At 63.6% G+C, this 18,747-nt stretch carries 15 protein-coding genes; 11 read left to right on the top strand and 4 right to left on the bottom strand.

Annotated features, from left to right (window positions below; translation table 11 throughout):
• Nucleotides 1–50 precede the first annotated feature (50 nt).
• From HFP57_RS04570 to HFP57_RS04545, 6 genes are read left to right on the top strand one after another with little or no spacing between them, the layout of a single operon-like run.
• Complete coding sequence (locus HFP57_RS04570; RefSeq protein ID WP_176868684.1) at nucleotides 51–1,631, top strand: NADH-quinone oxidoreductase subunit M; 1,581 nt, start codon at nucleotides 51–53, stop codon at nucleotides 1,629–1,631.
• Nucleotides 1,631–3,073, top strand: coding sequence for an NADH-quinone oxidoreductase subunit NuoN (gene nuoN / locus HFP57_RS04565; RefSeq protein WP_176868683.1), 1,443 nt, complete (start codon nucleotides 1,631–1,633; stop codon nucleotides 3,071–3,073). Before HFP57_RS04570 ends, nuoN begins: the two co-directional genes overlap by 1 nt.
• 3 nt (nucleotides 3,074–3,076) lie before the next feature.
• Nucleotides 3,077–3,796 carry a biotin--[acetyl-CoA-carboxylase] ligase gene (locus HFP57_RS04560; protein ID WP_343045256.1) on the top strand — a complete coding sequence of 240 codons (720 nt, stop codon included), beginning with the start codon at nucleotides 3,077–3,079 and terminating at the stop codon, nucleotides 3,794–3,796.
• Between the two features lie 11 nt (nucleotides 3,797–3,807).
• A complete protein-coding gene (locus tag HFP57_RS04555; protein WP_176871147.1) occupies nucleotides 3,808–4,584 on the top strand; it encodes a type III pantothenate kinase in 777 nt (258 codons plus the stop codon).
• Nucleotides 4,585–4,590: 6 nt separating this feature from the next.
• Nucleotides 4,591–6,228 (top strand): ribonuclease J, encoded by a 1,638-nt coding sequence (locus HFP57_RS04550; protein ID WP_176868682.1) that lies wholly within the window; start codon nucleotides 4,591–4,593, stop codon nucleotides 6,226–6,228.
• A 2-nt stretch (nucleotides 6,229–6,230) separates the two neighbouring features.
• Nucleotides 6,231–6,515 carry a DUF1467 family protein gene (locus HFP57_RS04545; RefSeq protein ID WP_176868681.1) on the top strand — a complete coding sequence of 95 codons (285 nt, stop codon included), beginning with the start codon at nucleotides 6,231–6,233 and terminating at the stop codon, nucleotides 6,513–6,515.
• Between the two features lie 3 nt (nucleotides 6,516–6,518).
• Here the strand turns inward: HFP57_RS04545 and HFP57_RS04540 are convergent, their stop codons facing one another.
• Nucleotides 6,519–8,810, bottom strand: a complete 2,292-nt coding sequence (locus tag HFP57_RS04540) for a coiled-coil domain-containing protein (protein WP_176868680.1) — start codon at nucleotides 8,808–8,810, stop codon at nucleotides 6,519–6,521.
• A gap of 99 nt (nucleotides 8,811–8,909) precedes the next feature.
• Between HFP57_RS04540 and HFP57_RS04535 the strand changes: the two genes are divergently transcribed.
• From HFP57_RS04535 to HFP57_RS04520, 4 genes are all read left to right on the top strand, one after another.
• On the top strand, nucleotides 8,910–9,242 hold the full coding sequence (locus tag HFP57_RS04535) for an Hpt domain-containing protein (protein ID WP_176868679.1): 333 nt from the start codon (nucleotides 8,910–8,912) through the stop codon (nucleotides 9,240–9,242).
• Nucleotides 9,243–9,347: 105 nt separating this feature from the next.
• Nucleotides 9,348–10,586, top strand: a complete 1,239-nt coding sequence (locus tag HFP57_RS04530; protein WP_176868678.1) for a glycosyltransferase family protein — start codon at nucleotides 9,348–9,350, stop codon at nucleotides 10,584–10,586.
• A gap of 54 nt (nucleotides 10,587–10,640) precedes the next feature.
• A complete protein-coding gene (locus HFP57_RS04525; RefSeq protein ID WP_176868677.1) occupies nucleotides 10,641–11,765 on the top strand; it encodes a DUF2336 domain-containing protein in 1,125 nt (374 codons plus the stop codon).
• The gene (locus HFP57_RS04520) at nucleotides 11,762–13,135 is read left to right on the top strand and encodes a sensor histidine kinase (protein ID WP_176868676.1); all 1,374 of its coding nucleotides are present in this window, start codon (nucleotides 11,762–11,764) and stop codon (nucleotides 13,133–13,135) included. Before HFP57_RS04525 ends, HFP57_RS04520 begins: the two co-directional genes overlap by 4 nt.
• A 3-nt stretch (nucleotides 13,136–13,138) precedes the next feature.
• On the opposite strand, the gene HFP57_RS04515 is transcribed toward HFP57_RS04520, so the two are convergent.
• Nucleotides 13,139–14,425 (bottom strand): citrate synthase, encoded by a 1,287-nt coding sequence (locus tag HFP57_RS04515; protein WP_176868675.1) that lies wholly within the window; start codon nucleotides 14,423–14,425, stop codon nucleotides 13,139–13,141.
• A 13-nt stretch (nucleotides 14,426–14,438) separates the two neighbouring features.
• Nucleotides 14,439–15,872 (bottom strand): glutamate--tRNA ligase, encoded by a 1,434-nt coding sequence (gltX, locus tag HFP57_RS04510; RefSeq protein ID WP_176868674.1) that lies wholly within the window; start codon nucleotides 15,870–15,872, stop codon nucleotides 14,439–14,441.
• 38 nt (nucleotides 15,873–15,910) lie between these two features.
• Here gltX and HFP57_RS04505 point away from each other — a divergent pair, with 38 nt between their 5' ends.
• Nucleotides 15,911–18,034 (top strand): ComEC/Rec2 family competence protein, encoded by a 2,124-nt coding sequence (locus HFP57_RS04505; protein WP_246263369.1) that lies wholly within the window; start codon nucleotides 15,911–15,913, stop codon nucleotides 18,032–18,034.
• Here HFP57_RS04505 and lexA read toward each other — a convergent pair.
• The gene (lexA, locus tag HFP57_RS04500; RefSeq protein WP_176868673.1) at nucleotides 18,028–18,684 is read right to left on the bottom strand and encodes a transcriptional repressor LexA; all 657 of its coding nucleotides are present in this window, start codon (nucleotides 18,682–18,684) and stop codon (nucleotides 18,028–18,030) included. The two genes, HFP57_RS04505 and lexA, sit on opposite strands and share 7 nt — an antisense overlap.
• Between the last annotated feature and the right edge of the window lie 63 nt (nucleotides 18,685–18,747).

The raw sequence follows: 18,747 nt of genomic DNA, 5'->3' as shown, positions 1-18,747 counted from the left end.
GGCTACGCTCGGACACGTGTCTCGACTTCGCTCGACATTTGCGGGGTGGCATGAACCAGCTCGATTTTCCTGTCCTGTCGATGATGATCGGCCTGCCGCTGGCAGGCGCCTTGCTCTGCCTGATCTGGCCGGGCGAGGGCGATCGCAAGGCCGAGATGGCGCGCATCGTGGCGCTCGGCACGACCCTGCTGACCTTTGCGCTCGGCATCCTGCTCTGGGTGACGTACGAGATTGGCGGGCCGCAATGGCAATTCGTCGAGAACTATCCGATTTTCGGGCGTTTCTCATGGGCGATGGGCATCGACGGCATCGCGCTGATGCTGATCATGCTCTCGGTATTCCTCATGCCGATCTGCATCCTCGCGAGCTGGCAGGCGATCAAGACGCGTGTGCCCGAATATATGGCGGCGTTCCTGCTCATGGAATCGCTGATGATCGGCGTGTTCACCGCGCAGGACCTGTTCCTCTTCTATATCTTCTTCGAGGCGGGCCTCATTCCGATGTACCTCATCATCGGCATCTGGGGCGGCAAGGACCGGATCTACGCCAGCTATAAATTCTTCCTCTACACACTGCTCGGCTCGGTGCTGATGCTGATCGCGATGCTGTGGATGGTGCAGGAAGCGGGCACATCCTACATCCCGGCGCTCATGGAATATGATTTCCCGGGCGGTGCGCAGAACTGGCTCTGGTTGGCTTTCTTCGCGAGCTTCGCGGTGAAGATGCCGATGTGGCCGGTTCATACCTGGCTGCCCGATGCCCACGTCCAGGCGCCGACCGCCGGCTCGGTGATTCTCGCCGGCGTGCTGCTGAAGATGGGCGGTTACGGCTTTATCCGTTTCTCGCTGCCGATGTTCCCGGAAGCCTCGGCCGAACTCGTCTGGGTGATTTTCGGCCTGTCGATGGTCGCGGTCGTCTACACCTCGCTCGTCGCGCTCGTGCAGCAGGACATGAAGAAACTGATCGCCTATTCATCGGTCGCGCACATGGCGTTCGTCACGATCGGTTTGTTCGCCTTCAATCGGCAGGGCATCGAAGGCGCGATGATCGTGATGCTGTCGCACGGCCTCGTCTCGGGCGCGCTCTTCCTCTGCGTCGGCGTCATCTACGATCGGCTCCATACCCGCGAGATCGAGCGTTACGGGGGCCTCAGCGACAATATGCCCAAATATGCGCTGCTCTTCATGCTGTTCACCATGGCCTCGGTCGGGCTGCCGGGCACGAGCGGGTTCGTCGGGGAATTTCTGAGTCTGGTCGGGGCCTATGAGGCGAACAGCTGGGTCGCGTTCGTCTGCACGACAGGCATCATCCTCGGCGCGGCCTATATGCTCTATCTCTACTGGCGCATCTGCTACGGCGAGCTCGAAAAGGAAGATGTGAAGGCGATGCCCGACCTCTCGGTGCGCGAGCTGGCGACGCTCGGGCCGATCGCCGCCGTCGTTCTCTGGATGGGTGTCTACCCGGAAAGCTTCCTCGCACCGATCCGCGACGATGTCGGCACTTTGCTCGCCCGGATCGAACGCGCCAACCCGCCGGGTGACGCGCAGCTCGCCATGGGCGCGGGCATGCCGATCGAGGCGGAGCATGGTGACGGCCATGGCAGCGGCCATGCAGCGGAGGGGGCGCACTGATGACCATTTGGCAAAGTCTCCTCGTAGTCCTGCCCGAGCTGATCCTGACGCTCGGCGCGACCGACCTGCTGCTCGTTGCCGCCTTCAGCAAGAAGCCCGACGTGGCCCGCCGGGTTAGCATCTATGCAGTGCTGATGCTGATCGCCTGCGGTCTGTCCCTGCTCGGCCCGGCCGGCAATGCGGGCGCGGTGTTCGGCGGTCTCTATGTCGCCGACGCATTTTCGACCTTCTCGAAGGTGCTGATCTACGCGGCCGCGGCGATCGCCATTCTGATGGCGCCGCGCTTCTTCGATCATCGCAACGAGATGCGCGCCGAATATCCGGTACTGATCCTGTTTTCCGCGCTCGGCATGGGCTTCATGGTGTCGTCGGGCGATCTGATGATGCTCTATATCGGCCTCGAGATGCAGAGCCTCGCCGCCTATGTGCTCGCGAGCTTCATGCGGCAGGACACGCGCTCGGCCGAGGCGGGCCTTAAATATTTCGTCCTCGGCGCGCTGGCGAGCGGCATCCTGCTCTACGGCGTGTCGCTGCTTTACGGCTTTACCGGGACGACCAGCTATGCCGGGATAGCGACGGCCGTCGCGGCCGGCATGTCGACCGGCGAGTTGTTCGGTCTCGTCTTCGTGCTTGCGGGCCTTGCGTTCAAGATCAGTGCCGTCCCGTTCCACATGTGGACGCCGGACGTCTACGAAGGCGCGCCGACGCCGGTCACCGCCTTTTTCGCCTCGGCCCCCAAGATCGCCGCCGTCGCCCTGTCGATCCGCGTGATGTTCGACGCGCTCGCTCCGGCGACCGATGCCTGGCAGCAGATCGTGATCTTTGTTGCGTTGGCCTCGATCGCGCTCGGCGCGGTTGCCGCGATCGGCCAATCCAATATCAAGCGCCTGCTTGCCTACAGCTCGATCAACAATATCGGCTTCGCGCTGATCGGTCTCGCCGCCGGCACCGAAGCGGGCGTCGCGGCGACCATGTCCTACATGGCCATCTATCTCGTTATGACGCTCGGCAGCTTCCTGTGTGTTCTGCAGATGCGGGATGGGACAGGACGCCCGGTCGAGGATATTGCGAGCCTTTCGGGGTTGTCCAAGTCACAGCCGGCGCTCGCTGCGGCTTTCGCGATCTTCATGTTCAGCCTGGCCGGCATTCCGCCGCTGCTCGGTTTCTGGGGCAAGTTCCTGGTTTTCGATGCGGCCGTGGCCGCCGGACTGTTCCCGCTCGCGGTGATCGGCATCGCGCTCTCGGTGATCGGCGCCTATTATTATCTGCGGATCATCAAGACGATCTATTTCGACGATGCCGCACCCGCCTATGCGCCTGCCAATTCGGTCGTCGAGAACGGGTTGATCGCAGTCACCGCGGCAGCAGTGTCGCCGCTCGGTTATCTGCTCGTGCCGTTTCTGGCGCTGACGGCCGGTAACGCAGCGGCAGCGCTTTTCTAGAATGTGACCATTCGCATCCAGACCGTTGCCGAGACCGGCTCGACGAATGACGATGTGATGGCGCTCGCCCGGAAGGGTGAGGCGGAAGGTTTCTGGCTGCGTGCCGAGCGTCAGAATTCCGGACGTGGCCGCCAGGGTCGGGCCTGGGACTCGGTGTCGGGCAATCTGTTCACCAGCACATTCGTCCGTTTGGGGCAGGACGATCCACCGCCTGCCGGCCTGGCGCTCGTCGCCTCCCTTGCTCTGATCGACGCGGTGCGCGCCTTTTTGCCCGATGACCTTCGGGACGCCGTCTTCCTCAAATGGCCGAACGATCTGCTGCTCGATGGAGCGAAACTCTCCGGGATTCTTCTCGAACGCGAAGGCGATGCAGTGGTCGTCGGGATCGGTGTCAATCTCGCGCAGCATCCCACGGGTCTCGACCGGCCGGTGACCAGCCTTGCCGCCCATGCGATGGCGCCGGCGCCCGACATCTTTCTGCGCGATCTCGCCGAACGGTTTGCGGTTTGGCTGACACGGTGGCGCACCGAGGGCATGGCGTCCATCCGCGATTGCTGGCTGGCCAACGCCCACGCCATCGGCAGTGCGCTGACCGTTCACGATCCCGCCAGCGATGTGCTGGAGGGCATTTTCGACGGCCTGACCGACGACGGAGCGTTGCGTCTGCGCTTGGCGGACGGGGCCGTCCGTGTCATGCATGCCGGCGATGTATTCCTGATGTGAGGACCGACCGGATGCTGCTCGCCATCGACGCCGGAAACACCAACGTCGTCTTCGCGCTCGTCAAGGACGGCGAGATCGTTGCCCGCTGGCGTATCGCCACCGATCCGCGCCGCACGGGCGACGAATATGCGGTTTGGCTCCACAATCTGATTACGCTTGAGGGTTTCGACGCCAAGGCGGTCGATACGGTCATCATCGCTACCGTCGTTCCGCGCGCGCTGCACAATCTCGAGGTGCTGGCGTCCAAATATTTCGATGCCGAGACCCTCATCGCCGGTCAGCCGCCGGTCGAATGGGGTATCCGTCTCGACGTGCCCGAACCGCATACCGTAGGCGCGGACCGCGTCGTCAATGCGATCGCCGCCCACAGCCTGCATCCCGAGGACCTGATCGTCGTCGATTTCGGGACGGCGACGACCTTCGACGTCGTCGATTATGAGGGCAGCTACAAGGGCGGGATCATCGCGCCGGGCATCAACCTGTCGCTCGATGCACTGGTCAGCGCCGCGGCCAAATTACCTCGGATCGCGATCGAGGCGCCGACAGACACGAAATCGGTGATCGGCGTGACGACCGAAGACCAGATGCATATCGGGGTTTTCTGGGGCTATGTCGCGATGATCGAAGGCCTGGTCGCCCGGATGAAGGCCGAGATCGGCCGCCCGGCCAAGGTCGTCTCCACAGGCGGGTTGGCCGAGCTTTTCGATGAGAATACGGACATATTCGACGTGATCGAGCCGGACCTCACCATTCAGGGGCTGGCCATGCTCTACCAAAGGTCTAGATAGGCCCGCATGACTCCCAAAAACGAACTGCTTTTTCTCGCGCTCGGCGGGTCGGGCGAGATCGGCATGAACGTCAATCTCTACGGCACCCAGGGCAAATGGGTGATGGTCGATTGCGGCATGACCTTCGGCGATCCCTATTATCCGGGGATAGAACTCGTGCTTCCCGATCTCGAATTCATCGAGGATCGCGTCGACGACCTGCTCGGCATCGTCCTGACCCATGGCCATGAGGACCATATCGGCGCGCTGCCCTATCTTGCGGGCGATCTGGGCGTCCCGCTCTATGCGACGCCCTTCACCGCCGGGCTGATCACCAAGAAGCTCGAGGAAGCGGGGCTGACGGAGGAAATCGAACTCAACGTCATCGATAATGGCGACAGTTTCGATCTCGGTCCCTTCGGCTTTCGCTATATACCGCTCGCGCATTCGATTCTCGAGGGCAATGCGCTCGTCATCGAAACCGAGTATGGCCGCGTCTTCCATACCGGCGACTGGAAACTGGACGAAGATCCCCAGACCGGAACGCCGACACCGGCCGCGGACCTGACCGCAATCGGCGATGAGGGCGTGCTCGCGCTGGTCTGCGATTCCACCAATGTGTTCAACGAAAAAGCCTCGGGCAGCGAGGGCGCGGTGAAAGAAGGGTTGGCCAAGGTCATCGGCGAAGCGACCGGTCGCGTGCTCGTTACGACGTTCGCCTCCAATGCCGCCCGGCTCCAGACCCTCGGCCGGATTGCGAAGGAAACCGGACGCAAGGTCTGCGTCGCAGGGCGTTCGCTCGACCGGATCATCGATACGGCCCAAGCGGTCGGCTATCTGAAAGATTTCCCGCCCACGGTCGATTTCGACGAGGCGATGCGCGTCCCGCCGCGCGAATTGCTGATTATCGCGACGGGCGGGCAGGGCGAATCCCGCGCCGCGCTCTCGCGAATCGCCGAAGACAATCATCCGCTCACCCTCGACAGTGGCGATCTCGTCATATTCAGCTCGAAGCAGATTCCGGGCAACGAGCTGGCGATCGGTCGCGTCCAGAATGCGCTCGCGGCGCGCCAGATCCCGATGATCACCGACCGGCAGGCCCATGTGCATGTCTCGGGTCATCCGGGCCGACCGGAGTTGACCGACATGTATGGCTGGATTCGGCCTGAAATCCTCGTCCCCGTGCACGGCGAGCTGCGGCATATGGCCGAGCAGGCCCGGTTCGGCGCGGCGCAGGGCATTCCCAAAACGATCGTCCAGCAAAATGGCGATGTCGTCCGCCTCGCGCCCGATGGTCCGTCCGTGATCGGCCATGAGCGTGTAGGGCGGCTCGTGCTCGATGGCGACACGATCATTGCGGCCGATGGCGAGGCGATGAATGAACGCCGCCGCATCGCGCAGCGCGGCATCATCGCGGTGACCGTCGCGTTGAACGGGAGTGACAAACTCGTCGGCAAGCCGTCCTTTTCGATGGCCGGCATCCCGATCGAAGACGAACGGGAAGAGTTTATCGACGATGCGGTTGGGGCCGCCGCCGATGCTGCGCGCAAGGGTGCGAAGGACCCTGAAAAGTTGCGCGAGGCGATCCGTCTGGCCGTTCGCCGGACAGCAACCCATTGGACGGGCAAGAAACCCGTGGTCAATGTGTCGCTGATGGAGGTGTAACCATGCAGCCGATTTCAGCGGTCGCAATATTCTTCCTGTTCTGGTTCCTCTGCCTGTTCATGGTGCTGCCTTTTGGCGTGAGAACAGACCGCGAAATGGGCGTCGAGCCGAAGCCGGGCCATGCCGAAAGCGCGCCGCACCAGTTCCGCGCGCTGCGGATCGTCATCCGCACGACGATCCTGGCGACGATCTTCTTTGCGCTATTCTACGCCAATTACAGCTATGGCTGGATCGGGTCGGATTTCCTCGATTTCCTCAAGCCGGAATCGATGCGGAACGCGGGCTAGGCGCTAGCGCAGCCGCTCGATCGCCTGAGCCAGGGCGACGTAGAGCTTGCCGTTGTCGGAAGAGAGCAAGGTCACGGCTAGCGGCGCGCCGTCCCGCGCGGTCAAAACCCTCCGGAGCATCGCCTCGAAATCGTGGACATAGCGGTTCACCTGCTCGCGGAACTCGCTGTTATTTTCATATTGCGCCACGATTTCGCGCGCCTCGCCGGTGTCGAGCAATCTCACGGCCCGGCGCGAGAAGATGCCCCGATCCCCCTTGAGATAGGCGGCCCAAGCCGTGTCGGTGACTTCGTTGGACAATATCTTGCTGACGTCGATCGCGGTCGAATTGAGCGATTCGATCAGCAGCGTGACGCGCCGTGCGAAGCCGTCGAGGCTCGCCTCTTCCGTTTCCGTTTCGACTTCGCGGAGCTGGTTTTCGAGCGCCGTGCTGCGGCTTTCGATTTCCTCCATCTTCGCATCAAGGTTCGCGATCGCCGTCTGGGCCGTTTCAGCGGCGCGTTCCGACGCAGACGTCAGCCTAGCGATGCGCTCCTCGACATTCTCGCCGAGCGCCTCGGTCATAGCCTGCTGGGTCGCGTCGCTGAGCGCGGCGGCGCTGTGGGGGATCACTTCGCCGAAGGCCGCGCGCGCCTTCTCCGCTGCCTGAGCCGCGATCTCGCGCACCTCCATCAGTGTTTCGATCAGGCGCGGTGCCGCGCCGTCAGCGATGCTCTCCGCCTGTTCGGCCGAATGGGTGAGGGCGCTCTCGATGCCGTCGATATCCGATCGCATGGTCGATATCCGATCGCCGACCTGGTCGATGAACGCCGCGATCGCGACCCGTTGTTCCTCGAGGCTTTCGCCACTGACGCCGATGAAGCTGCGCATATCGTCCGCCATCTTCTGCAGCGCTTCGAGGTCAGGTTCGATATTCGTGACGGCGGTTTTGAGTTCCGCCGCCCGGGCTTCGGTTTCCGCAAAAGCCTGGGGAAGGGCCTCGCCCAGCGATGCCGCGCTCAAATCGAGAGCCGCCTTCACTTCCGCGGCACGCGCGATCAGCCGTTCCGTGGCTTCGTCGTTGCCGCCGATGCTCTCGCCAAGCGCCGACATGTCGGCGCTCAGCGCCGCGATTTCTTCGCCGAGAGCGCGGGCATGGGCGGCACCGTCTTCGGAGAGATTGACGAGCCGACTCTCGATATCGCCGAGCCCGGTATCGAGATCGCCCAATGTGGCGGTCGTCGCCGCGCGTTGTTCGGTCAGCCGTTCGTCGAACGCCTCCAGCGCCGCATCGGTGGCTGAAATGCGCGCGTCGAGGGCGGCAGCCGCTTCCTCGCCTTCCTGGCTGAAATTCGTGCGCGCATTTTCGATCATCGCGGTCAGCGCGACGCCGATCTCGTCGACGACCTTGCGCGTATCGTCCACCGCAGCGCTCGACCGGTCGAGGACAGCGTCGACGGTGGCGTTGATCTCGTTGCCGGTCGAATTGAGCTTCGCCGCCGCGACTTCGGCGACCCCTTCGATCCGGGCAAGATTGGCGGCCAGCGACTGGGCCGCGCCGCTGGCGACGTCCCTGGCCTGTTCGCCCCGCGATTTGAGGGTGAGGAGCTGGGTATCGAGCGCCGCAGCCTGTTCATGGGCGTTGATCCCGGCTTCGCGCAGGCCGGTGCTGACTGCCCGTGCCTGTTGTTCCGCGCGTGGCAGATCGGCCATCAGGACATCGACATCCTCGCGCGCGGATTTGGTGGCGCGGTCGAGGACGCCCGATTTCTGTTCGATCGACGCGCTCGCTTCGCGCATCATGTCGCTCACCGCGCGCAAACGGCCGGCCGCCTCGTCGCCCAAGGCGAGCAACCGGTCGGTCTCGGCCGAGACCCCCTCGCGGATTTCGGCGAGCTGGCTCGCGACGATCGCGATGCTGTTGTCGAGGCGCCGGGCTTCGGCGCGCATCGCTTCGGATGTCCGGCCGAAGCGTGCAGCTTCGCGACGGCTGGTGCGCTGGGTAAGCAGCCATATCACGCCAAGCAGGGCAAGCGGGACGCTGGCAATGGCGATCCAGTTGGCAATCTGCGTGAGCGTGGGCGCTTCCGCGGCGATGCTCGAATAGGCGGTCCAGCCGACAAATCCGGTCCAGCCGAGCGCGAGCAATATGATAGCAATGGTTGGAAAACGCTCGGCCAGGGTCGGTTCTTCGAGGCCGAATGCCGTTTCGTCCTCTTCGATCCATTCGGCATGGCCTGATGCTGACTCGGCAGCCCGGGAATCGGCTCCCCCCGGAGTTTCGAGCTCGACTATGTCGTTCGCTGGTTCGGCCATCGCATTTCCCTCTCAACTGGCCGTGTTTACCATGTTTTCGGGCTATCGAAAGCCTCGCGCGGCAACGGAGCGTTAACGGCGATGCGTTAGGGCCACACCATGGCTTATGATCCCGGAGCGCTGGACAAGACGTTGGCCGCCGCCGTGGGCGACGATCCGTCGCTGATCGCGGAGCTGCGGTCGGCGTTCATCCAGAGCGCACAGCGGCAGGTTTCCGCGCTTCACAACGCCGTCAACGACCAGGAATGGCAGGTCGCAGCGTGGCGGCTCAAGGGGCTTGCGGCGAGCTTCGGCGTAATGGATCTCATGACGCTGGCCAATCAGGCAGCGGAGGGAGTCCCATTCGACAATACCTTGCTCGAACGGATCGACAAGTCGCTCGCGAGCTTTTCGAGCAGCCTGGATTTCAACAGCGACAACAGCATGCAGTAGCGCCCTTCGAAATCCGGGAAATCCCCGGTTTTTCCGGACGAGCGGCTTTGCAAGGCCTCCGTTCTGCGCGTATCCCCAAAGCCGGATGGTTTTGGGACGCATGTTGTGGCTTTTGCGGCACTGATCGCTGCCTATCAGGAAGCCGAAGAGGGCGAAGCGGGTCTGCGGGCCCTGTTGCCCATGGCCGGCCGCAGCCTCCTGGAACATCAGGTTCGCCGGGCGGTGGCGGCGGGAGCGAGCCACGCCGTCATTCTCGTCGAGCGGGTACCGGCAGCGCTGAGCGCCGCGCTCGACCGGTTGCGGCGCGACGGGATAGCGGTGAAGCTGGCGCGCGATCCGATCGATGCCGCCGACCGTTTTCATCCGGAAGAACATGTTCTGCTCATCGCCGACGGCCTGGTTGCCGCGCCCGATTGTTTCGAGGCGATGGCGGTTCGCACGGCGCCGGCGCTGCTCGTCTTGGCCGATACGCCGGAGAATGAGGATTTCGAGCGGGTCGATGCGAACCACCGCTGGGCCGGACTGGCGCTGACGACGGTCGATACCGTAGCCGCTACGGCCGCGATGCTGGGCGATTGGGACCTGCAATCGACGCTGATGCGGCGGGTCGTCCAGGCCGGGGCCGATTTCCTGCCCGTCGACGGCGAAGCGGGCGTCGTTGTCGATGCCAGCGACGCCGTGCTCCTTGCGGAACGCAGCGACAAGAGCCGCGACGCCGGGCGCACCATGCTGCGCCGCAACAGCGTTCAGTCGGACAGTTGGCCGGATCGCTTTCTATATGCGCCGGTCGTGACCCGGATCGCGCCGATGTTGCTCGATCGTGGTATCGAGGCGATCTGGCTGCGGATTGCGGCGCTGGTCCTCGCATTTGCCGGCGCGGCTGCGTTCTGGTGGGGCTGGCTGTGGACGGGGCTCGCGCTTGTGCTGATCGCCGGTCCGGTCGATGCCATCGCAGGCCGTATCGATCTCGCGCAGTTGCGCAATCACGAAGGCGGATGGGAAATCCGCTTTCTCAAGGGATTGCTGCAGGGACTGGCGATCCTGGCCATCGGTTGGCTGGCCATGACCACCACTGGAGAGATCGTCTATCTCGCGCTCGCAGCGACCGCCGTTTTGCTTCTGGTGTTGGCCCGCCGTGGCGTCCAGCATCTCCGCAAACTGACCGGCTCGGACAATCGATATCTGCCTTGGCTGGCCGACGGAAATGCGGCGATATGGCTCATCCTGCCCTTCGCCGTGACCGGTTACTGGTTCCATTGGCCGATCGCAGTGGCGATATACGCCTATATCACACTGTTTTTGCAACAGAATATGTTGAAAGAGGCGGTCCGGCAGCGAGGCTGACCGAAATAAACAGGATTAGCATGGTCTTAACGACGTTTCGGCTATGTCGCGGCCATGTCTGATCCGGCCAATTCCCGCTCGGAAGCTGCCGAAGAGCGCATCTCGGCGTTGCTCGTTGCGGCGGCGCGTGCGGCGCACAGGAGCGGCACCGGCTTCACGCTGGCGGAGCTCGTAGAGCCCGAACGGTACCGCTTGAGCGAAATCGAACGCGTTGCAATCCGCCGCATGTTCGTGGGGCTTGTCGGCGGTATCGAAGACGAAATGCGCGCCCGTCTGCTGACGGAGCCCGAACTGCCCGATAAGCCGGAATTCGCGGCCTCGCTCGGCGCCGCGCATGTCGCGATCGCTTGGCCGATACTTGCCCGCGCGGGCTTTCTCGAGGATGACGAGCTTGCGAACATCCTCGAGCGGCGGGGCAAGTCCTATCACATCATCCGGCAATTGCGCCGGACCGGCGTGACCGATGAAAACGGGCGGCTCGACGTGCTGACACAACATGGTGATCGTGACATTGCCGCTCACGCCATGAAACTGCTGATCGCTGAAAGCCGGATCAACGAACGGTTCGATGACCCGCGTCTCGGCAGGAGCGATTTGCCCGAGACAGTGGATCATCGGCTCGTCTGGACCGTGGCCGCGGCCTTGCGCGATTATGGCGCACATGTTCATCGGATGGACGGGGTGGCGCTGGACCGGGTCGTTACGAATGTCGCCCGGCGGATGCTCGAGGATCGCGGCGACGAACCACCTGTCGATGCAGTGGCGATGAGACTTGCAGAGAAGCTGTATGATGCGGGATTGATCGACGATCCGCTGCTCGTCGAGGCATTGAACGGCGCGCGACCGATATTCTATGCCGCAATGCTGGCGGTTCGTGCCGGAATTTCTTTCGAGATAGCCTGGGACATGGCAACCATGCCCGATGTGCCAAGCCATATGGTCCTGCTCAAGTCGATTGGCGTCGAACGCGATGTGGCGTCGCAGTCGCTGATGGCGATGCTGCACGCCGTTTTGGCCGAGAATGGCAAGGCCGATGAAGTCGCGGCCGAGTGGGTCGAGCTGTACGATACGCTGCGCCCTGAAGATACCGAGGCTGCGATGCGGCCCTGGCGGCTCGATCCCGTCTACCGTTCCGTGGTCGCCCAACTGGCGGCGGCCGATAGCGGAGCCCTGCGATGAACGGCATGGCAAGCTCTGCCGGTCAGTCCTTCGGACGGCTGGACGAGAAGGGCTCTCTGGTTGCCGCCGATGCGGCGCTTGAAGAATTGCACATGCGTGCGGGCGGGGTTCCGGGGGGGAGCCTGGCGATCCCGCAAATCGCCGCGCTTGCGAAGCTGGCCAGCCGACTCGGCATTGCTGTCTCGCGCTCGGTCATTGCCGCCGACGGAGATCGTGACGTGGAACTGCATATCCAGGCCGAGCCGGATAGTGACGGCGTGAAGCTGGCAGTGGGCGGTTGGGTATCCCGAGATCCCGCTTCTCCGGCTGGCCGGGATCCCGAACTGCGCGAACATGATTTCCTGCGGGCCGATGCCGACTGGCTTTGGGAAACCGACCATACGTTGCGGCTGACGGCGCTCTCGCCCGATGCCGACAAGATGCTGGGCGCCGCCGATTCTTTTGTCGGTCAACCGCTTACCGGCCTGTTCCGGTTCGTCGAGCGCGATGACGGTACCCTCCCCATTCTGAACGCCTTGGCCGAACATCGTCGCTTCGAGCGGCAGGAAGCAGTGCTTCGTCCGGAAGGAGCGCAGCGCGTCGAACTGACCGCGGTTCCATTGATCGACGGCAGTGGCCGTTTTGCCGGGTTTCGCGGCACGGCGGTAGCCGTCGAGGCGAAGCCGGACCGACCCGGCGTTCTGCACGGCGAGACCGAGGTTCCCAATGCCTTCGGGCGGCAGATCAACCGGGCGTTGCGGGCTCCGCTCGACCGGATCGTGGCGAGCGCCCACAGTATCGAGGCGCAGATCGATGGGCCGATCCGAGGAGATTATGCCGAATATGCGGGTGACATCGCGCGCGCCGGGCGCCACTTGCTCGGCCTTATCGACGATCTGGCCGATCTCCAGGCGGTCGAGCGCGACGATTTCGAGCCCGAGATCCAGGACATCGATCTGGCCGATATCGCACGCGACGCCGCGGGCCTGCTGTCGGTGCGCGCGAGCGAGAAGAAGATCCGGATCGACCGCCCGGCCGATGACGAAAGCCTGCCCGCCCGCGCCGATTATAAGCGCGTGCTGCAAATCCTAGTAAATCTGGTCGGTAACGCCGTGCGTTTTTCGCCCGAGGATAGCCAGATCTGGATTCGCTGCGAAACAGAAGGCGATCTGGCCGCCGTCATCGTAGCGGATCAGGGGCGCGGGATTGCGCCCGAAGACCAGCCGCGCATTTTCGAAAAATTCGAACGTCTTTCGGCCGACGAACCGGGCACGGGCCTCGGCCTCTACATCGCCCGGCGTCTGGCACGGGCGATGGGCGGGGATATCGATGTGGACAGCGCACCGGGGCAGGGCGCCCGTTTCGTGCTGACCCTGCCGGTCGGCGATTAGCTTCTAGCGGCTGCCGATCGGTACGTAATCGCGCTGTTCGGGGCCGGTATAGAGCTGACGCGGCCGGCCGATGGTCTGACCAGGGTCCGAGATCATCTCGTTCCACTGGGCGACCCAGCCCACGGTGCGGGCCAGGGCAAAGAGAACCGTAAACATCGTCGTCGGGAATCCGATCGCCGAGAGGATCACGCCTGAATAGAAGTCGACATTCGGGTAGAGCTTCTTCTCGATGAAATATTCGTCGCTGAGTGCGATCTGCTCGAGTTCGCGCGCAACATCGAAGATCGGATCGTCGACACCCAGGGTATTCAGCACGTCGGCCGCCGTTTCCTTCATCACCTTCGCGCGGGGATCGAAATTCTTGTAGACGCGATGCCCGAAACCCATCAGGCGGAACGGATCGTCCTTGTCCTTGGCGCGGTCGATATACTCGCCGATCCGGTCCGGCGTGCCGATTTCGCGCAGCATATTGAGCGCCGCCTCGTTGGCGCCGCCATGCGCCGGACCCCAGAGACAGGCGATGCCGGCGGCGATGCAGGCAAACGGATTGGCGCCCGACGAGCCGGCGAGGCGCACGGTCGACGTCGAGGCATTCTGCTCATGATCGGCGTGGAGGATGAAGATCCGGTCCATCGCCTTTTCGATGACCGGATTCACCTCGTAATCCTCGGCGGGAACGCCGAAGGTCATGCGCAGGAAATTGCCGGTGTAGGAGAGATCGTTGTCCGGATAGAGGAAGGGCTGGCCGATCGCATATTTATAGGCCATCGCGGCGATCGTCGGCATCTTCGCGATCATCCGGTGCGAGGCGATCTTGCGCTGCTCGGGATCGGAGATGTCGGTCGAGTCGTGATAGAAAGCCGACAGTGCGCCCACCACGCCGCACATGATAGCCATCGGGTGGGCGTCGCGACGGAAGCCGCTGTAGAGCTGTTTCAGCTGCTCATGGACCATGGTGTGCAAGGTGATCGTGCGTTCGAAATCGACGAATTCCTGGCGGCCGGGCAATTCGCCGTTGAGCAGCAGATAGGCGACTTCCATGAAGTTCGACTGTTCGGCGAGCTGGTCGATCGGATAACCGCGATGGAGCAATATGCCCTTGCCGCCGTCGATGTAGGTCAAGCCGGATTCGCAGCTCGCGGTCGACTTGAAGCCGGGATCGAAGGTGAACAGGCCCGTCTCGGAATAGAGCTTGCGGATGTCGATTACGTCGGGACCGCACGAGCCGGACTCCACCGCGTAATCATAATCATTTTCGTTGACCGAGATTTTGGCGCTGTTGTCGCCCATATATTTGCTCCTGCTATCCTGCCTGATCGGCGATCCGCGCCAGCGACTCCTCGCGACCGAGGAGCAGCAGCACATCGAATATTCCCGGCGATGTCGCACGGCCGGTAAGCGCCGCACGTAGGGGTTGAGCAACTTTACCCAGCTTGAGATCGCGGGCGTCGGCAAATTCCCTTACGGCGGTGTCTAGCGCCTCTTCCGTCCAGTCCGGCAGTCCCTCAAGGAGCGGTACGAGATGGGCAAGCAACGCTGGCGCGCCATCCTGTAGCAGCTTTGCCGCCTTCTCGTCCAGATTCAGGGGGCGGGTGCGAAATAAAAATCCGGCGCCTTCCGCCAACTCGCCGAGAGACTTGGCTCGCGGCTTGATACTCTCCATACCGCGCTGCAGCAATTTCCGGTCTTCTTCGGTCAGTTCGCGACCCAGATCGGCAGCGATAAGCGGGGCCGCCAAATCCGCGAGGCGGCCATTGTCCGCCTCGCGGATATAGTGTCCGTTGAGATTTTCGAGCTTTTTGAGATCGAAGCGAGCTGCCGATTTGCCGACACCGTCGAGATCGAACCATTCGACCGCCTGGTCGCGGCTGATGATCTCGTCGTCGCCATGCCCCCAGCCGAGCCGCAACAGATAGTTGATCACCGCTTCGGGCAGCATGCCCATTTCGTCCCGATAGGCTTCGACGCCGAGCGCACCATGGCGCTTCGAAAGTTTCGCGCCATCGGGGCCATGGATCAGCGGAACATGGGCATAGACCGGCTGCGGCCAGCCCATCGCGTCGATCAGCGCGCGCTGGCGAAACGCGTTGTTCAGATGATCGTCGCCGCGAATGACGTGCGTGACGCCCATATCGTGATCGTCGACCGCAACGGCGAGCATATAGGTGGGCGTGCCATCGCCGCGCAGCATCACGAAATCGTCGATTTCCTCGTTGCGGACGACGACCCGGCCCTGCACTGCATCTTCGATGACGGTTTCGCCGTCGGTTTCGGTTTTCAGCCGTATCACGAAGGGCGCGCCTTCGGGCGCTTCGGCGGGGTCGCGGTCGCGCCAGCGACCGTCATAGCGGATCGGTTGCTTCGCCGCGCGCTGTTGCTCGCGCATCTCGGCCAGTTCGTCGGGCGTCGCATAACAGCGATAGGCCTTGCCCTGGTCGAGCAATGCATTGGCGACTTCGACATGGCGATCGGCGCGGGCGAACTGATAGACTTCCTCGCCATCCCAATCGAGACCCAGCCAGCGCATGCCGTCGAGGATCTTCTCGATCGCCTCGTCAGTCGACCGCGCGCGGTCGGTATCCTCGATGCGCAGCTTGAATTCGCCGCCGTGATGCCGCGCGAACAGCCAGTTGAACAACGCCGTGCGGGCGCCGCCGATATGCAGGAATCCGGTGGGTGAGGGTGCGAAACGCGTGACAACGCGTTCATTACCGTCGGCTTTTTCGGTTGCGCCCATGCGCGCGATCTCCAAGACTGCAAATGATGCGGGGAATATTGGGAGCGCGAACTAGCATAGCGCCCGGCGGGCGACAATCGCGACTGTCCGGCTTCTTCTCGGCAATCGAAAACCGGCTGGAACGCGAACGGGACCAGTTGCCGCTCTGGCTGCCCGTGGCACTGGGGTTCGGGATCGCCAGCTGGTTCGCGCTGACAGACCGTAACAGCTGGATCGCATTCCTGCTGACCGGCGCGGGACTGGGCCTCGCGGCGCTAACCCTCGCGCGCACCATGCGCCTGGCGCGCGGTATCGGCATCTTCGCCCTGGTCGCCGGGATCGGTTGTGTGCTCATCTGGGTCCGCGCCGAATGGGTCGACACCGAGACGCTCGAACGGCCGGTCGTAAGCCGCTTTGCCGCGGAGATAGTCTCGGTCGAGCACATGCCCGCGCGGGAAAGCGTGCGCCTGATGTTGCGCTCGCCGACCGATCCGGCGCTGCCGAGGCAATTCCGCGTCAATATCGACGAAGACGTAGCGCCTGGCGGATTGCGCGCCGGTGCCTGGATATCGTTGCGCGCGCGGCTGATGCCACCGCCGCGCGCGGCGGTACCCGGCGGCTATGATTTTTCCCAGCGCGCTTGGTTTTCGGGAATCGGGGCGACGGGCCGGGCATGGGGCGATATCGAGATCGTCCGCCCGGCGAGCGGCGACAGCTGGCGCGGCTGGCTCGAAACGCGCCGAGCGCGGTTAGCCGCGCATGTCGCCGAGCGGGTCGGCGGCGGAGAAGGTGCAATTGCTGCAACACTGGCGACCGGCGATCGCGGACGGATTGCGGAAGAGGATGCCGAGGCGATGCGGCGCAGCGGGCTTGCCCATCTGCTCGCGATCAGCGGGTTGCATGTTACGGCCGTGATCGGCGTGGCGATGCTGCTGGTCCTCAAGTTGCTGGCGCTGAGCCCGAGACTCGCGCTCAATGCGCCCCTGATCCTGATCGCGGCGGGGGCCGGGGCTCTGGCCGGGCTCTCCTACACCCTTTTTACCGGCGCCCAGGTGCCAACCGTGCGCGCCTGCGTCGCGGCAATGCTCGTGCTCGTCGGTGTGGCGATGGGGCGGGATGCGATTACCTTGCGGCTGGTGGCCGCCGGAGCGCTGGTCATATTGCTGTTCTGGCCCGAAACGCTGGTCGGGCCGAGCTTCCAGCTGAGCTTTGCGGCCGTCACCGCGATCATCGCCTTGCACGAGCATCCGCGCGCGAAGAAGCTGCTCTCGCGCCGCGACGAACCCTGGACGGCGAAGATCGGCCGTTTCACGCTCGGGCTTCTCCTCACCGGGCTGGTCGTCGAAATCGCGCTGATGCCGATCGCTCTCTTCCATTTTAACAAGGCCGGGCTCTACGGCGCGCTCGCCAACATCGTCGCGATCCCGCTGACGACGTTCATCATCATCCCGCTCGAGGCGCTGGCGCTGTTTCTCGATATTTTCGGGCTCGGCGCGCCGGTCTGGTGGCTCGTCGGCCAGACGCTCGGGCTGCTGCTCGATCTGGCTCATGGCGTATCGGGAACACCGGGTGCCGTTGCGCTCCTTCCGGCAATGCCGATCGCCGCCTATGCGCTGATGATCGTCGGCGGGCTCTGGTTCTGCCTTTGGAAGACCGAATGGCGATTCTGGGGTTTCGCGCCGATTGCGGCGGGCGCGATCTGGGCGCTGGTAACGCCGGCGGCGGATGTTCTCGTTACCGGCGACGGCCGCCATATGGCGGTCCGCGAAAGTGATGGGCGGTTAGCACTGCTCCGGCCCCGTGCCGGCGACTATGTACGCGACATGTTCAACGAAACCTCTGGGACCGAAGCGGAGGCCGGCGCACTCGAAGATCTGCCGGCAGCCTGGTGCAGCGCAGACAGTTGCCGAACGACCATATGGCGCGGCGACAGGCAATGGCGCGTCTTTGCGACACGCAGCCGCTACTATCTGCCCTATCCGGCGCTGGTCGAAGAATGCGCCGCCGCCGATATTGTCGTCAGCGACCGCCGCATGCCGGAGGGGTGCACGCCACGCTGGCTGCTGGCCGACCGGACATTGCTGCGGGAAACCGGCGGACTGGCAATTACCTTGTCACCGCCCGGCATCCGCACCGTACTGGAACCGGGCGACGATCACCCCTGGCGACGGGTAGCTCAGTAGCGCCGCAACAGGCCGGCCAATGTCCCCTGGATCGCGACCTGTTCGGGCGCATAACGCTGGGGTTCGTAATTGCGGTTGGCGGGATCGAGACGGACCATCGAGCCTTCGCGGCGGAAGGTCTTGAGCGTCGCTTCGTTCCGGTCGATCAGCGCGACGACGATCTCGCCTTCGCGCGCCGTGTCGGCCTTGCGGATCAGCGCGTAATCGCCGTCGAGAATGCCTTCCTCGACCATCGAGTCCCCGGCGACCTCAAGCGCATAATGTTCGCCGCTGCCGAGAAAGGCGGCAGGCACGCTCAGCGATTCCTGGCCTTCGATCGCCTCGATCGGCTGGCCCGCGGCAATCCGGCCGTGCAGGGGGAGATCGAGCACGTCATTGGCGGCAACCGGCATCATCTTCGGCGCGGTCGTCACCGGCGAGGATTTCGCGCCTGTCTGTTCGGGCATGCGGAGAATTTCGAGCGCGCGGGCGCGATTGGGCAGACGGCGGATGAACTGACGCTCTTCCAGCGCCGAGATCAGCCGGTGGACGCCCGATTTCGATTTGAGATCGAGCGCATCCTTCATTTCCTCAAAGGAAGGAGAGATGCCGGTATCGGCCAGTCGGTCGTGGATGAACATCAGCAGCTCATGCTGTTTCTTGGTCAGCATTGCCTTCGCCTCCTTCATGGCTGTTCCGTTCCGGAACGAACGGGGAACGTGTAGGAAACAAAA

The sequence above is a fragment of the Parasphingopyxis algicola genome (assembly GCF_013378075.1).
Taxonomy (GTDB): Bacteria; Pseudomonadota; Alphaproteobacteria; order Sphingomonadales; family Sphingomonadaceae; genus Parasphingopyxis; species Parasphingopyxis algicola.
Note: the sequence above shows the minus strand (reverse complement) of the source record. Positions and strands in the feature narration are given on the sequence as shown.

Excerpts from the sequence above, each read along its gene's own strand:
- HFP57_RS04520 (WP_176868676.1), top strand. The coding sequence starts at position 11,762 with ATGAACGGCATGGCAAGCTCTGCCGGTCAGTCCTTCGGACGGCTGGAC.
- HFP57_RS04535 (WP_176868679.1), top strand. The coding sequence starts at position 8,910 with ATGGCTTATGATCCCGGAGCGCTGGACAAGACGTTGGCCGCCGCCGTG.
- nuoN (WP_176868683.1), top strand. The coding sequence starts at position 1,631 with ATGACCATTTGGCAAAGTCTCCTCGTAGTCCTGCCCGAGCTGATCCTG.
- gltX (WP_176868674.1), bottom strand. The coding sequence starts at position 15,872 with ATGGGCGCAACCGAAAAAGCCGACGGTAATGAACGCGTTGTCACGCGT.
- HFP57_RS04555 (WP_176871147.1), top strand. The coding sequence starts at position 3,808 with ATGCTGCTCGCCATCGACGCCGGAAACACCAACGTCGTCTTCGCGCTC.
- HFP57_RS04515 (WP_176868675.1), bottom strand. The coding sequence starts at position 14,425 with ATGGGCGACAACAGCGCCAAAATCTCGGTCAACGAAAATGATTATGAT.
- lexA (WP_176868673.1), bottom strand. The coding sequence starts at position 18,684 with ATGCTGACCAAGAAACAGCATGAGCTGCTGATGTTCATCCACGACCGA.
- HFP57_RS04525 (WP_176868677.1), top strand. The coding sequence starts at position 10,641 with ATGTCTGATCCGGCCAATTCCCGCTCGGAAGCTGCCGAAGAGCGCATC.
- HFP57_RS04545 (WP_176868681.1), top strand. The coding sequence starts at position 6,231 with ATGCAGCCGATTTCAGCGGTCGCAATATTCTTCCTGTTCTGGTTCCTC.
- HFP57_RS04570 (WP_176868684.1), top strand. The coding sequence starts at position 51 with ATGAACCAGCTCGATTTTCCTGTCCTGTCGATGATGATCGGCCTGCCG.
- HFP57_RS04540 (WP_176868680.1), bottom strand. The coding sequence starts at position 8,810 with ATGGCCGAACCAGCGAACGACATAGTCGAGCTCGAAACTCCGGGGGGA.
- HFP57_RS04550 (WP_176868682.1), top strand. The coding sequence starts at position 4,591 with ATGACTCCCAAAAACGAACTGCTTTTTCTCGCGCTCGGCGGGTCGGGC.